This window comes from Dyella kyungheensis, assembly GCF_049913195.1.
GTDB lineage: Bacteria > Pseudomonadota > Gammaproteobacteria > Xanthomonadales > Rhodanobacteraceae > Dyella > Dyella kyungheensis.
Map to the genome: position 1 here is coordinate 435,312 of NZ_CP183983.1, position 14,025 is coordinate 449,336.

At 57.1% G+C, this 14,025-nt stretch carries 14 protein-coding genes; 13 read left to right on the plus strand and 1 reads right to left on the minus strand.

Annotated features, from left to right (window positions below; genetic code table 11):
- Positions 1–294: 294 nt before the first annotated feature.
- The 12 genes from ACN9MB_RS01705 (at position 295) to ACN9MB_RS01760 (ending at position 11,335) form a co-directional block, all read left to right on the plus strand.
- A complete protein-coding gene (locus ACN9MB_RS01705) occupies positions 295–555 on the plus strand; it encodes a hypothetical protein (protein WP_426270567.1) in 261 nt (86 codons plus the stop codon).
- 177 nt (positions 556–732) lie between these two features.
- Entirely contained in the window at positions 733–2,346 is a 1,614-nt protein-coding gene (locus tag ACN9MB_RS01710; RefSeq protein ID WP_204638230.1) for an ATP-dependent nuclease, read from the plus strand.
- 118 nt (positions 2,347–2,464) lie between these two features.
- Entirely contained in the window at positions 2,465–2,836 is a 372-nt protein-coding gene (locus ACN9MB_RS01715) for a hypothetical protein (protein ID WP_204638231.1), read from the plus strand.
- 114 nt (positions 2,837–2,950) lie between these two features.
- The gene (locus tag ACN9MB_RS01720; protein ID WP_204638232.1) at positions 2,951–3,268 is read left to right on the plus strand and encodes a hypothetical protein; all 318 of its coding nucleotides are present in this window, start codon (positions 2,951–2,953) and stop codon (positions 3,266–3,268) included.
- Between the two features lie 95 nt (positions 3,269–3,363).
- Positions 3,364–4,524: an IS30 family transposase gene (locus ACN9MB_RS01725; protein WP_426270568.1), complete on the plus strand. Its 1,161-nt coding sequence runs from the start codon at positions 3,364–3,366 to the stop codon at positions 4,522–4,524.
- A gap of 60 nt (positions 4,525–4,584) precedes the next feature.
- Positions 4,585–4,860, plus strand: coding sequence for a hypothetical protein (locus ACN9MB_RS01730; RefSeq protein WP_204638233.1), 276 nt, complete (start codon positions 4,585–4,587; stop codon positions 4,858–4,860).
- Positions 4,861–4,987: 127 nt separating this feature from the next.
- A complete protein-coding gene (locus ACN9MB_RS01735; protein WP_204638184.1) occupies positions 4,988–5,479 on the plus strand; it encodes a hypothetical protein in 492 nt (163 codons plus the stop codon).
- Positions 5,480–6,193: 714 nt separating this feature from the next.
- Positions 6,194–7,354: an IS30 family transposase gene (locus tag ACN9MB_RS01740; RefSeq protein ID WP_426270568.1), complete on the plus strand. Its 1,161-nt coding sequence runs from the start codon at positions 6,194–6,196 to the stop codon at positions 7,352–7,354.
- 650 nt (positions 7,355–8,004) lie between these two features.
- On the plus strand, positions 8,005–8,280 hold the full coding sequence (locus ACN9MB_RS01745; protein ID WP_426270569.1) for a hypothetical protein: 276 nt from the start codon (positions 8,005–8,007) through the stop codon (positions 8,278–8,280).
- 705 nt (positions 8,281–8,985) lie between these two features.
- The gene (locus tag ACN9MB_RS01750; protein WP_426270570.1) at positions 8,986–9,591 is read left to right on the plus strand and encodes a hypothetical protein; all 606 of its coding nucleotides are present in this window, start codon (positions 8,986–8,988) and stop codon (positions 9,589–9,591) included.
- A 679-nt stretch (positions 9,592–10,270) separates the two neighbouring features.
- Positions 10,271–10,669, plus strand: a complete 399-nt coding sequence (locus tag ACN9MB_RS01755) for a hypothetical protein (protein ID WP_204638237.1) — start codon at positions 10,271–10,273, stop codon at positions 10,667–10,669.
- A 66-nt stretch (positions 10,670–10,735) separates the two neighbouring features.
- Positions 10,736–11,335, plus strand: a complete 600-nt coding sequence (locus ACN9MB_RS01760; RefSeq protein ID WP_204638236.1) for a hypothetical protein — start codon at positions 10,736–10,738, stop codon at positions 11,333–11,335.
- A 540-nt stretch (positions 11,336–11,875) separates the two neighbouring features.
- Here the strand turns inward: ACN9MB_RS01760 and ACN9MB_RS01765 are convergent.
- Positions 11,876–12,430, minus strand: a complete 555-nt coding sequence (locus ACN9MB_RS01765; RefSeq protein ID WP_199100597.1) for a YaeQ family protein — start codon at positions 12,428–12,430, stop codon at positions 11,876–11,878.
- 888 nt (positions 12,431–13,318) lie between these two features.
- Here ACN9MB_RS01765 and ACN9MB_RS01770 point away from each other — a divergent pair.
- Entirely contained in the window at positions 13,319–13,936 is a 618-nt protein-coding gene (locus ACN9MB_RS01770; RefSeq protein ID WP_204638235.1) for a hypothetical protein, read from the plus strand.
- Positions 13,937–14,025 lie beyond the last annotated feature (89 nt).

Here is a 14,025-nt window from a genome sequence, read left to right on the forward strand (position 1 = left end):
TTGTGCGAAATTGCCGTGGAACGCCCTCCGGCTGACTTCTCGGGCCGGCTAATCGTTGAGTCTGTTCTTGTGGCAGATGGTGTCGAAACTTCGTACGCGTGCCGAGATGTGTGCGTCGCATCGAAGACCTAGGCGGATGCCCTGGGTAGGTGGCTAGACAATCTGCCTGATCTATCAGTCTGGCCGAACGATCTAGGTGACCACCTGTACGATGGGCCCAAATAGGTGATGTCCGCCTCCGACCCGAAGCGGATGATTTGGCGGCAACCCAAAGGGGCAAGGAGGCGTCATGGCATGGAAGAGAGGTATGGCGGAATCTGGAACCTATCCCTTGGCCAGGGCGATGCCGTGCTTTCCGAGCGCTATCTGCCGGATCTCGATCTGGTGACAGTGGTCGTGAAGCGGGCGGACGGTCTGTTGTCTGCTTTCGTTCTGAGCAAAGGACACGATCCGCAATGGCGCCTTCCTTTCTGGAGCGCTACGGAAGTGCCCGCCATTGTCGAGACGATAGCCGACGCAGACAGGTACTTTGAGGCGGCGATTTGCCGCGAGTAGAAGGTCCGCTTCCGACCCGAAGCGGACCTGGAAGTAACTAAACCAGATCCCGTTTTTGGATGTAGGTTAGGCATGATGATTGCCCGTTCCGCCCTCGGACCATCGTCGAACATACGGGCTGGACTGTCGCGCCACCGACCGCCAACCAGCCCAATTCATCCACGCAAGGACGCAGCCATGCGTATCACCAAAATCACCGTCGAGAACTTTTGCTCGATCGAGCGCGTCGAGTTGAATGTCAACCGCTTCAACGTGCTCGCGGGGCAGAACAATCACGGTAAGACGAACCTTTTCGAGGCTGTCGAATGGTTCTACAACGGCTCGGGAAACATCGATGACATCCGATTCAAGCATGAGCTTGACCGTGAGGTCACGGTGGAGATTGAGTACTCCGATGTCCAGGCCGGGATTGAAGCGGTCATCAACGAGGGGACTAAGGCCAAATTCGCCAAGTTTGCGGACGGCCGCGATGTGCTCAGAGTGAAGCGAGCCAGCTCAGATGTCTCAAAGCGTCTACTGTGGGATGAGGGGAAAGGCGAGTGGACACAGAAGAACTTTGCCGGTTTTGACAAGGCCTTTAACGACTGTGTACCTAGACTCCAATATGTCTCGACACGTACGTCCCTCACCGAGGTATCAAAGTGGGGAAAGAAGACGCCAATTGGTGAGATGCTGTCTGGGGTGCTCACCGCCATTTTGGAGGGGAGCCAACGCTACCGGGACTTCAAGGAAACGTTCGACGAGTTATTCACGAACGAACAGTCCGAGGTCAGGCAGCAGCTGGACCAGCTTGCTGGCAAGGTGAAAATCCACTTGGGACGGCAGTTCCCGGAATGTAACAAGGTGGGTTTCGGGGTGAAGCCGCCGCTGTTCGAGGAGCTTTTGAAGTCGTTCGAGACTTCGATTGACGACGGTATCGAGACGTCCGCTGAAGAGAAAGGTGATGGCATGCAGCGTGCGCTCATGCTGGCCATCTTGAAGACGTATTCGGACCATCGCCGTGATAGCGATGAACTCGGCAAGAGGTTCCTGTTCCTCATCGATGAGGCCGAACTACACCTTCACCCGACCGCTCAGCGCCAACTCAAACTGGCGCTGATGGACTTGGTTAAGAACGGAGACCAAGTTTTCATCAACACTCACTCTTCGGTTCTGGTAACCGATGAGGACAACGACCAGACGCTTTGGCGCGTCGAGAAAGTTGATGGTGCGACGGGCATTAAAAAGATTGAGGGACGGGACAAGCCGGAGCTGGTTTATGAACTCCTAGGCGGTTCACCGGCAGACCTCCTTTTCCCCAGAAACTTCCTCGTCGTTGAGGGGGCATCCGAAGACATCTTCCTTGGTCATGTGGTACGGCGCTTCTACGCAGACAAGCCTCAGACGAAGGTCATCCGCGCGGAGGGAGACCATTCTCGACAAGAGCGCACGATGAATGCTCTCAGTGTTGCGTTCGCACCCTTGGCTCACACTCCTGTCTACCGTGACCGCCTCGTTGTCTTATGCGACCAACCATCGACTGGACGGCAACGGGACTTCAATGCGTTCATGGACGCGTACAAGGAGTTTGTTGCACGTGGACAGTTTGTAGTTTCTCCCGCCCATTCGCTTGAAGAGGGCTACCCGGAGCCGTGGAGGAAAACTGGCGACGAAGTCAGAGCGATGCAGTCACGTGACAAGACCACCCTCGCAGGAGAGGTGGGTCAGAAAATCACTAAGGAACAGTTCGAGAAAGAGATGTCCCATGTGTTCGGGGCTCTGACGAGCTCGTGGGAAAAGGCCCACAGCTAAATGGAGTAAGCCTTTTGAGGCTGCTCTCGGCTGCAAATAAATGGTCCGCTTCCGACCCGAAGCGGACGCCATGCAAATGCGCGTCTCGGCTAGGCAAAGCGTCAGGAGCTTCAGATAGATGATTCCAATACAGAAGGCCCTGTTTGGAAAAATTGCCGACCGGGAAACGGCCATTGATCTGGCCACCTGGGCCGGTGACGGCTATTTCGGGTGCGCCGCGTTGCTGGCCTTTTTCTGGCTTCTGTTTGCCCCTGGACTGATATTCGCCTTTCCCCTCTTCGCGATTTGCGGCTACTTCACCCGGTTCAAACACAGCCGCACCGCGGCCGTAGCCGGCGCCCTTCTAGGGCCCGTAAGTTTCGTCTTTTGGGCAGTGCCTCTATCGTTCACCCGAGTTGGCCTCGTGTTGGCGCTTACAACTTGGATTGGAACGCGTGGTGCCGTGGCGACCTTCAGGCTAAACGGAAGATTTCAAGCATCTGGTCGCTGAACTCAGAAACTGCGAGGCCGCCCGCTTGGCTGTCTCGCCACGACGCAAAATACAAATGATATGGTCTGCTTCCGACCCAAAGCAGCCCTTGGAGAATCGAGCAAGGAGAGAGCTATGGCTGGCCCTGACTATCTGATCGCCCATGCTTGTTTCAGCTGTCGAAAGAGCTTCAAAGTTCGCCCAAGAAAAGAGCGAGGCGCGACTTGCCCTCATTGCGGCGGCGCCATCTTGGAGATGGGGCGGTCCTTTCATGCGCCGAAGCGACGTGACGAGGAGCAGTGGGAGAAGGTAAGGCGGCTTTACAACGCCGGCTTTCGGTTCTTCAGCTACCGCGGCATGGAGGGGGCTCGATTGCCAGAAAAGCTGTCCGACGTACCTGCGTTCGTTTCCGAGAATCCTAATCACCCGCTGCGTATCGCGGCACCGAAGTAACATATTGATCGTTTACCGGTGTCCGCTTCCGACTGCGGATTCAGCCGGTCGTTGCAACACACTAAAGACTGCGCGAGCAGCGGGAGTGTTGCAAGATGTCACAACGACCTGCGATTCATTACACCGACACCCAGATTGGCCTGATGTGGGATCGCTGGCAACGAGGTGAATCACTTCACCAGATTGCCCGGCTTTTTGACCGGCATCACTCCTCCGTCCGCCGGATCCTGGCCGAGACCGGTGGCATCCGGCCTACCAGGCGCCACCGGTCGGATCGGGTGCTGACGCTGGGCGAGCGCGAGGAGATTTCCAGGGCGCTGATAGCCGGCCAATCGATTCGCTGCGTGGCGGCCCAGCTGGGCCGTGCACCGTCGACGATCAGCCGGGAGATCCAACGCAATGGCGGGTCGGACCGTTATCGAGCCAACTGCGCCGATCAATGTGCATGGGATCGGGCCCGACGCCCCAAGCCCTGCAAATTGGCCCGACACCGAGTCCTTGCGCGCTTAGTAGCCGCTAAGCTTCAACAGCAATGGGCGCCGGAGCAGATTGCCGGCTGGCTCAAACGAACCTATCCGGGGAACGAGGCGCTTCAGGTGTCTCACGAAACGATCTATCGCAGCCTCTTCATTCAGACGCGCGGAGCCCTTAAAAAGGAGCTCTTGGCGCAGCTTCGACGCACGCGAGCCATGCGTCGCTCACGCCATCACACGCAGAAGAGCGATGATCATGCGCAGATCTCTTGCGCCATCTCGATCCGCGAACGTCCTGCCGATGTCGAGGATCGAGCCGTACCCGGCCATTGGGAGGGCGATCTATTGTTTGGCGGCAGAAATAGCCAGATCGCCACGCTGGTGGAACGATGGTCGCGCTATGTCGTGCTGGTGAAGCTGGACAGTAGGGACAGCGAGACAGTGGTCAATGCATTGATCAAGCAAGCGGACAAGCTGCCGCGCGAGTTGTATCGATCGCTGACCTGGGATCGCGGGTCGGAGATGGCTCAACATCATCGCTTTACATTGGCGACGGACATCAAGGTCTACTTTTGCGATCCGTACAACCCTTGGCAACGGGGATCGAACGAGAACACGAACGGACTTTTGAGGCAGTATTTTCCCAAGGGAATGGATCTATCCGGGTTCACACAGGCGCAGCTCGACGCTGTGGCAAGGCGGTTGAACGGACGGCCAAGGAAAACACTAAACTACGAAACGCCGGCTGAGCGTTTTCATCAAACTGTTGCAATGACTGGCTGAATCCGCAACCCATAGCGGACAGGAGCTGGAGAGGAGAGAAATAGAAAAATGGATTGCTTAATGGCGGATCTCGTTACTTTGGTGATTGTTGTTCCCATTTCTTGGCTGCTGCTCGGCTTTCTCTTTCTTAAGATGAAGTCCGGCCTAACGTGGGCCTATTTCGCCTATGTCGGCTGGGCCGTTCTCGCGTTGGGTGTAGGCATGGATCGCGGCTCATACGGAGCGATCGGTGCTTTGGCCGGCGTCGCCGTGGGCACGGCAATAGGCGTCTGGTTGTTGGAGGCGACCGGCATTTCCAGGCTGAAGAGGGCCGCCAAGCCGCCAACGTTCGACTGAACAAAACGTCCGCTTTCGACCCGAAGCGGACTTGGACGCGCTAATTTGACCGGTATGCATTGTTAGGATTTCTACATATTCGGATGGTCTGTGGGGAGCTCAGTCAATGAGGTGTCTAGCGTTTCTGTTGTTCGCGTTCACTTCCTTCGCTGCTGCGAGCAAGCCTTCCAGCTTCTTTCCGGAAGATCTCAAACCCGCTGCGCGCGAATACGCGCGTGCCGCTGGGCTTGCACCGTTAACATCGACCGCCGACTTTGAGCTCCGCGTCTGGACCCGCAACTACATGTCCGGCGCGGTCACTGGATTTATTGTGTCTAATCGCACGCAGCGCTCATTCGAAAGCGAGTCGACCCATGATCAAGGAAGGTTGCTCGTCAAAGCGGCCAATCTAGGAGCCGAGAAGCCGGCGCTCGATCTGGTTCGACTGAAAAAGCTCATCGAGGTTTTGAAGGCTTACAACGGAAAAGCTGTATCGTGCGGTGTTATGGATGGCGAATCGGATCTGGTGGACGCGGTTGTGCAAGGCCAGGTTGTTACAGTCAAAGTCGACAACCCAAGATTTTGTTCCGACAAGGCGTCTAAGACTGTGGCACTTCTTCTCGATGCACTTCGGCACTGAAATCAGGCAAAAGGTCAGCCTGCATGTGGTAACTCATGCGGTGTCCCCAGCGCCGACTGCCTGCCGGTTATCGAGGTTTTTGGGGGTTGATGATCCAAGTTCTGAGCGAGACTGAACTGTCTGCTTTCGACCCGAAGCGGACCTTATTCACGGACAATTTGAGGGGGAGCGATGCGGCAGTTGTTGCTTATATTGGGCACCATCTCACTTGCCGGCTGCGCTACCGTCGATCCAGCACGCGTCAAGCTTGATGTCGAGCCAGTTACGCAGATTTGTGGCACATCTGACAGAGCGGTTCCTGTCCGCATACGCGTGCGTAACGATAGCCAGGGAACGCTAAAGGTTTGGATTGACCCGACGTCGCAGCAGCCTCCATATGCCCTCAGTTGGCTCAGCTACCAGATACTCATCGACAGAGGCGTTACTGATTGGAAGCATGGTCCAGGCGGTCATGGGCCAATGCCGCCATCCACGTTGTCTATCGGCCCCGGTGAAGTAACCGAAGTAGTGGGTTCGCTATACAGTCTGTCGCCAGCAGACTACGACAAGAGCTTTAGAGCGCAGTTCAGCGATGTAGCGGGGCATGCATTTGTATCGAGTTCGTTCAAAGCATGCGTAGTACCGTAATTGATATCGCAGGTCCGCTTCCGACTGCGGATTCAGCCGGTCGTTGCAACACACTAAAGACTGCGCGAGCAGCGGGAGTGTTGCAAGATGTCACAACGACCTGCGATTCATTACACCGACACCCAGATTGGCCTGATGTGGGATCGCTGGCAACGAGGTGAATCACTTCACCAGATTGCCCGGCTTTTTGACCGGCATCACTCCTCCGTCCGCCGGATCCTGGCCGAGACCGGTGGCATCCGGCCTACCAGGCGCCACCGGTCGGATCGGGTGCTGACGCTGGGCGAGCGCGAGGAGATTTCCAGGGCGCTGATAGCCGGCCAATCGATTCGCTGCGTGGCGGCCCAGCTGGGCCGTGCACCGTCGACGATCAGCCGGGAGATCCAACGCAATGGCGGGTCGGACCGTTATCGAGCCAACTGCGCCGATCAATGTGCATGGGATCGGGCCCGACGCCCCAAGCCCTGCAAATTGGCCCGACACCGAGTCCTTGCGCGCTTAGTAGCCGCTAAGCTTCAACAGCAATGGGCGCCGGAGCAGATTGCCGGCTGGCTCAAACGAACCTATCCGGGGAACGAGGCGCTTCAGGTGTCTCACGAAACGATCTATCGCAGCCTCTTCATTCAGACGCGCGGAGCCCTTAAAAAGGAGCTCTTGGCGCAGCTTCGACGCACGCGAGCCATGCGTCGCTCACGCCATCACACGCAGAAGAGCGATGATCATGCGCAGATCTCTTGCGCCATCTCGATCCGCGAACGTCCTGCCGATGTCGAGGATCGAGCCGTACCCGGCCATTGGGAGGGCGATCTATTGTTTGGCGGCAGAAATAGCCAGATCGCCACGCTGGTGGAACGATGGTCGCGCTATGTCGTGCTGGTGAAGCTGGACAGTAGGGACAGCGAGACAGTGGTCAATGCATTGATCAAGCAAGCGGACAAGCTGCCGCGCGAGTTGTATCGATCGCTGACCTGGGATCGCGGGTCGGAGATGGCTCAACATCATCGCTTTACATTGGCGACGGACATCAAGGTCTACTTTTGCGATCCGTACAACCCTTGGCAACGGGGATCGAACGAGAACACGAACGGACTTTTGAGGCAGTATTTTCCCAAGGGAATGGATCTATCCGGGTTCACACAGGCGCAGCTCGACGCTGTGGCAAGGCGGTTGAACGGACGGCCAAGGAAAACACTAAACTACGAAACGCCGGCTGAGCGTTTTCATCAAACTGTTGCAATGACTGGCTGAATCCGCAACCCGAAGCGGACCTTGTTCAAGAGGGAAACGGGAGGCGAAATGGGGTTCTTAACTGCTTGTCCGATTTGCCGTAAGGGATTCAGCGACGGTCGACCCTACACTGGGACGTCGGGCGTTGTATTTCCTCTCGGGCATCCCCTCTACGAGTACTGTGATGCTGGCTTGCACTTTGAGTGTCTTGAGCGCTGGCAGGATAGGGTCGCATTTTCGAAGGGCTATTTTGAGAAGAAGCGACGTGACTTCATTTCGATGGGGACGCTCTTGGGCGAGGAACCAGGCTGGATTCTTGGTTGCGGACCAGCTCCGCTGAATCTCACGCCGTATTACGTGGAGATTGATCTCGAGGAATGGCCTTGTCGTCTCTATAGTCGCTGGGAAGACTGGGAGAATTTCTGTAGCGGAAAGTACAGGGATGGGCTCAGTGGGCAAGCGCTAGGGGCTGCAGATGATGCTGTTGCTGCGGTCGTTCGGGTCGTTCCGAATATATCGGCATTGGTCTCCGCAAGGTCGAATGCCCTGGTGGAAAGGTCCACCGCAAAATTTCGATAGATCTTGACCTAAGAGGCTTCGGGCAGATGTCCGCTTCCGACCCATAGCGGACAGGAGCTGGAGAGGAGAGAAATAGAAAAATGGATCGCTTAATGGCGGATCTCGTTACTTTGGTGATTGTTGTTCCCATTTCTTGGCTGCTGCTCGGCTTTCTCTTTCTTAAGATGAAGTCCGGCCTAACGTGGGCCTATTTCGCCTATGTCGGCTGGGCCGTTCTCGCGTTGGGTGTAGGCATGGATCGCGGCTCATACGGAGCGATCGGTGCTTTGGCCGGCGTCGCCGTGAGCACGGCAATAGGCGTCTGGTTGTTGGAGGCGACCGGCATTTCCAGGCTGAAGAGGGCCGCCAAGCCGCCAACGTTCGACTGAACAAAACGTCCGCTTTCGACCCGAAGCGGACATTTCAATGCATAGGAGATGGGCTGATGGATGTTGCTTTGGTTAGAGTCGCGACTGGAGGGGCGCTCCTCTGCAGCCTTTGTTGCCATGCGGTCGCGGCCGGTGCGCCGGAGTCCTTTCCCGTCAATCGCGAAAGCAACAATGCTGCCCCGCAGAACGGGGCGTCCCATGTGCAACAAGTGGTGGCCGCCATTGAGCAAGAGACCTCTCAGAAAAGGCGCATCGATGAAGCGGAGAGCTTGTATATGTGGGTGGCAGGCCCGGCGCCAAGGCAGGTTGCGGACGCCGACATAGACGCAATGGCTGGTCTGATGCGTGATCCCAATGATTCGATCAGGCTCGCGATAGCAGGTGCCTTAGGGCAGTTGGGTCCACGCGCGAAACGCGCCATGCCAGCGCTGGTGCAAGCCCTTAGGGAAAGGCCGTGTGAAAACGCACCAGCGACATCAGCAGCGGTCATTCGCATGGCCATCCAGCGGATCGGCCAAGTTGTGCCAGATGTACCCTGCACTGATCCATTCGGAAGTTGATTTATGTCCAGTTTGAGATAGTAACCGCTATGTCCGCTTCCGACCCGGAGTGGACCTGATGATGTTGCGAATGGACTATGGCTAGAGTCCGCTTCCGACCCATATGATCTGCGTGAAATCCACTCACGCTCAACAAGGATGTCCTGTGGAACTTGTCAAAAAATCCATCCCGCAGGCGCATCAGCCAAACGACCCCGGGTATTTACCGGTCGATAGCACCACTGCGCTGTGTCAGGCACTCATCGTTGCCAGACACGAACCAAAAGCCCTGGGCAGTATGCAAGCCTGCGCCATGGCTTATCAGGTCGGCGCGGCACCGTACGTGGGCCAGTACATTTCCCATCTTTCGAACCTCCCATCGCCGTGGTCGGTGCTCGGTAGCGCCGACGCTCAGACGTTTGGCGAGCGCACTTTCTTGGACGCGTCCGCACTGGATCTGGCGCTGACCGACCTGTTCGGACAAGGCTCGTCGGAACTTGCCGCTGGTAAAGCACTTGGTGGAGTGGTTCAACGCTGCATGGACAGCTACGTGTGTCACCTTGTGCTGGCTATGACGGCCACGCCGGAGGCGATTGCGCTGGTCGCTGCATTGCGGTTGTTGAGCATGATCGAGCAGGTTGCGAACGTGGGAGCTGCCCCGTTATCCGAGCGCGCCATTGCGGCGATGCAGCGTGCGCATGTAGTTCTGCCCACGCAGATATTCCCGTTGCCGCAGGATCGGGAAGATTTTGAGATCACTAGCACCGACTAGGCCGGGAAGAACCAATTTCCAGAACCGGGGCCCAGAACCGGGGTGATCAAGACGCGGGCTCAGAGTGCACTTTTCCTCCTCGCTGGCTTAGAAAGTCGGCTCTGACCCCCCTGTTTTGTTGGCTACCAGGCGGGCTCTGGCATAACACCCGGCTCGCCGGCTGGCATGTTTGATCGACCGCTTACGACCCGTAACGGACATAACTCGTAAGGACATGATGAGATGGGGCGGCTCTTATGAAAACCTACCCGCTCCAACGGAGCGACGGCCAGATCTTTGCATTTGAAATCCCTGCTGCAGGGCTCTGGACGGGCTCGCTTGCACGATCGCTGCGGCGCGCGCCTGGGGTAGCCAATGTTCGCCGGGTCCGGAGCGATGACAATCGCCTTGCATTCGAACTCAATGGCGAGCCCTTCGTGGTGTGGGAACCATGGGGAGATAACTCGCGGTACTGGATCGGCCCTGTAGATACTGCAGCGAGATCGGAAGATGCCGGTGCGTTGGAAGCCCATCTCAGGCAGTCGCCGGTTTGGTATCAATGGCCTTGGCTTTTGCTTCGTGAGGATTGATGGCCTCTAGAGTTCGCTAGCTTTAAGTCCGCTTTCGACCCAAAGCGGACCTCACACGAAACTTGCTTCGATGACTGCGGGGCGGCAAATTTTGGCGAAAGGATGTGGCGATGTTCTCTGAGCTTGATGACTATCTGTCCCTCGAGTTTTTGCCGGACTACTGGTACGACGTGGGAACCGGAGTCGCATCCGCAATGCTGATCTGCTTTGACAATGTTGCTTGGGATGCCCTGGTAGAGCAGTGCGTATCAAGGCCAGCGGCTTGGCAAGTCCGGTGCGCTGAAATCATGGATCTCGTCCCCCATCCGGCGGCCGAAAAGATTTGTGTGAAACTCATGTCTACCGACAGCGACGATGTCGTTGTGGCTGGCGCAGATAGCCTTCGCTCCATACCGGGTGCTCACTTCCCAGAGGGCGCCGCTGGGCGACTGGGAGCGATATCGGCAGATGGTTCTCCGCCAGTGAGTGCAGTTCTTGCGGAAATGCTCGCCCGTTTCAGCGAGCAATAGACTCCAAAAGGTCCGCTTCCGACCCATAGCAGACACTCCCAGCGCATGGATAAAAAAAGGGGATATATGGTTGCTCGCGTATTGGTGGTCGCCCTTGCGTGCCTCTCATTGTTCTTTTTGGCCGTTTCCCCGCAACAAAGGCTCCCTGAGCGGGTTCTCCAGGTAACGGTGTGCGAGCTTGTGAAAGATCCTGCGCGTTACGACCACGCATTGGTGCAGGTGTCTGGTGATCTCTTGCATGGCTTCGAGGCTTTTCAGATATATCCGGATCACTGCCCTGAGGCGCCCGATAGCATGGGCGTGTGGCTTGAGTACGGCGGAACAAGCCAGTCCGGGACGATGTATTGCTGCGGAGTTATCGCAGACGGGGAGCGGTCCGAACCCTTGGTTGTGGAAGGAGTCCGAACCTATCTGAAAGTTGATGCGGCCTTTCAACGATTTGATGCACAGATTGGTGGCAAAGATTTGACCCGAGTCAATGCGACGCTGATAGGCCGCTTCTTCTCCGGCAGGCAATTGCGTTATCCAAAGGGAAAGGGCGTTTTTTGGGGAGGCTACGGTCACATGGGGGCTTACAGCCTGCTTGTCATTCAGCAGGTTCTATCCAGTGTGGCAAAGTTTCCGGCGATACCTGAGCCGCCGCCACCGCCTAACCAGGGGTCCTAGGTGAAATAGCTCGGTAGGGCTTTATTGCACATGCTTGAAGTGTCCGCTTCCGACCCGAAGCGGACGTGGCAATAAGGCGGTAATTTGGTCGGATGACCTGACATCGCCGGCCATTCATCAACGGGCCCGGGTGGGGTATGCAGCGAGACGAACTGATCGAAATATTGGAGCAGAGTGCAAGAGACTCGCTCAACGCCGCAGGAAACATACCAGCGAGCGTGCTTGGAGTTGCTTTAGGCTGGGCGTTCGAACTCGACCCAAATGACACAGCGGGTCGCGAAGGAGTCCGAGTCACGTGGTGGACATACTTCGATAAAGAACCAAGCGAAGCTGAGACCGAGTTAGCAGGCACATCGTCAGATGTCCTCTGTGGCGAACTGTGGCGTCATCTGATCTGGGTCGATCATCAAAGTATCGTCACGCAGTCGCTGCCGACGGACCTGCCCAAGCCGTCAGGATGCTGGTTGTACCGACGCGAGATTCATTAGGTGTCCGCTTCCGACCCAGGCTGACGTTTCAAAACGGGGCAGGGGCACTTTCTCAAGCGACAGCGTACTCACCCTTGCGGATAGCCGGACGGATCGGCAGCGTGAGGTCGCCGGCGATGAGCTGCAGTTCGCCGTCCTGGATCAGGCATTGCAGGCGCATGCTCCGCTCGCACAGGGCAGCCAGTTGCTGCATGTCAGCGTGGTCGATGGCGAGCACGCTGAGGTTGTCGTGGCGGGTGAGCGTACTGGCGATCTTGCTCCACCAGACGTCGACGGCATGGCCGCCATAGGCCAGCACCACGACGTGCCGCGACTGGTTGCAGGCTTTGCGCAAGCGTGTTTCATCAGGCAGGCCGACGTCGATCCACAGCTCGATCTCGTCGGTATAGGCCTTGCGCCACAGGGCCGGTTCGTCGGTGTCGCTGAGCCCCTTGCCGAACTCCAGCCGTTCGTCGGCATACAGAGTGAACGCGAGCAGGCGCGCCATCAATCGCTCCTCGGTTTCCGACGGATGCCGGGCGAGGGTCAATGCGTGGGTGGCGTAGTAGTGCCGGTCCATGTCGCTGATCGACAGTTCGGCCTTGTGGATGGTGGCGGTGAGGGCCATGGGGGCACTTGAGTGGGCGTAAAGCGACCATTCTACGCGGCTTTGCCCGGGGGGGGCGGAAAGACATCGGCGGCCATGCTTGGGCCGCCCGTCTTGCGGCCATACCAGGAGGTTGGCCGTAGTCGTCCATCGAATGCAGAGTCGGGCTCACGCCGTTGTCTGTGTCGCCAAATCTGCCCGCTGTTCCGATCAACCCGTCGGCGTGGGATAAGGAGCTAGCATTGGTCCGCTTTTGACCCATAGCGGACCTATTCGACAACGGGAAGTGCGAAACCGGGGTGTCATGAAATGCGCGATCTATCCCTCCTCTTCAGTCTATTTCTAGCTGTGGCGCCCATCGATTCTGCACTTGCTGACTGCAGTAGGCGAACCGACGTCGCAACGGAGTTTCATCAAAGCGACCTCGTTTTTGTAGGCAAAGTGACGTCGGCAAAACAACTTAGTCCCGAGCCGTCTGATGGCTCTTTGCTTGGCACCTCCTACCAACTCGAAGTTATCGAACAGTTTCGAGGGGAGCCAAGACACACAGTGCTTGTTTTTAGCGAAAACGACAGCGGTCGTTTCGAGATGCGCGTCGGTGAAACATTCCTTCTATTTGCCAGGTTGGATCCGAAAACCTTGGTGGGTCCAGCGTACTGGGTCTACAACTGCGGATTCTCTGGGGTCGCCCGTGCGAGCCCCAAGACATTGGCAATGGTGCGCAAGTTGACGAACGATTCGCCGGACACAGCTGGCCACCCAACAAGTCCCGCAGGTAACTAGTCGGCGGCGCCAAAAGATGAGCCCGCCCCGCAATCTCAATGTCAAAGACTATGCTGCTAAGGCCCGCTATCGACCCAACGCGGACACTGTCATCGACTCGAACCAAGCCAACCAAGGGGGAGCGTTGTGCCGGACTTCTTTAAGACCTCATTGAAGTCGATTCTCGTGCTTTTGGTATCTGTTGGGGCCTGCCATGCGCTCGGCGATACTCACGAAAGAGCTGCTTTTCGCGGGGTAAATGTCGGTGAACCCTTCGACTTGGCGCAGGCGCGGGCTAGTTTTCCAGGATTGAAGTGTGCTTTCGATCGGACCTTGTCATCCATCCAGCATGAATCCGTAGAAGGCTGCGATGCGGTGACTGACGTGTATGGGCAAAAAGTGGATCTACGCATTTACATTGGCAGGCATCGAGTTGTCGAGTCGATTCTGCTTGCGTGGGAGCCTGCGGATTCGTGGGAAGGAACAGCGGGCATGTCGGTCGATGAGATGGAAGAAAGGCTAATTGGAGATTACGGATTCCCAGACGTTCTTCGTTCCGAAAGCCCGAGGCGGCCTAACGACAGCCGAGGTTTGATTGTTCAAGAGCATGATCACGGTGAAGACGTGTGGGATCTAGGGAACGGCACTTCGCTGACACTAGGGCCTGGGATGGGGGAGCAGCGCCCCTCAGGTCATGTGATTTCGAGCGAGCTGATTACCTTTTCGAGCCATTCTCGCGTTGCGGGAACGGCTCACGGTCCCTGAAGACTGGCATCCCAGTGAGGCGTCGCTGGGCTGCCTGGGCGTTGGCGCGTAACGACCGCTTTCGACCCATAGCGGACCTTGCAAAGACT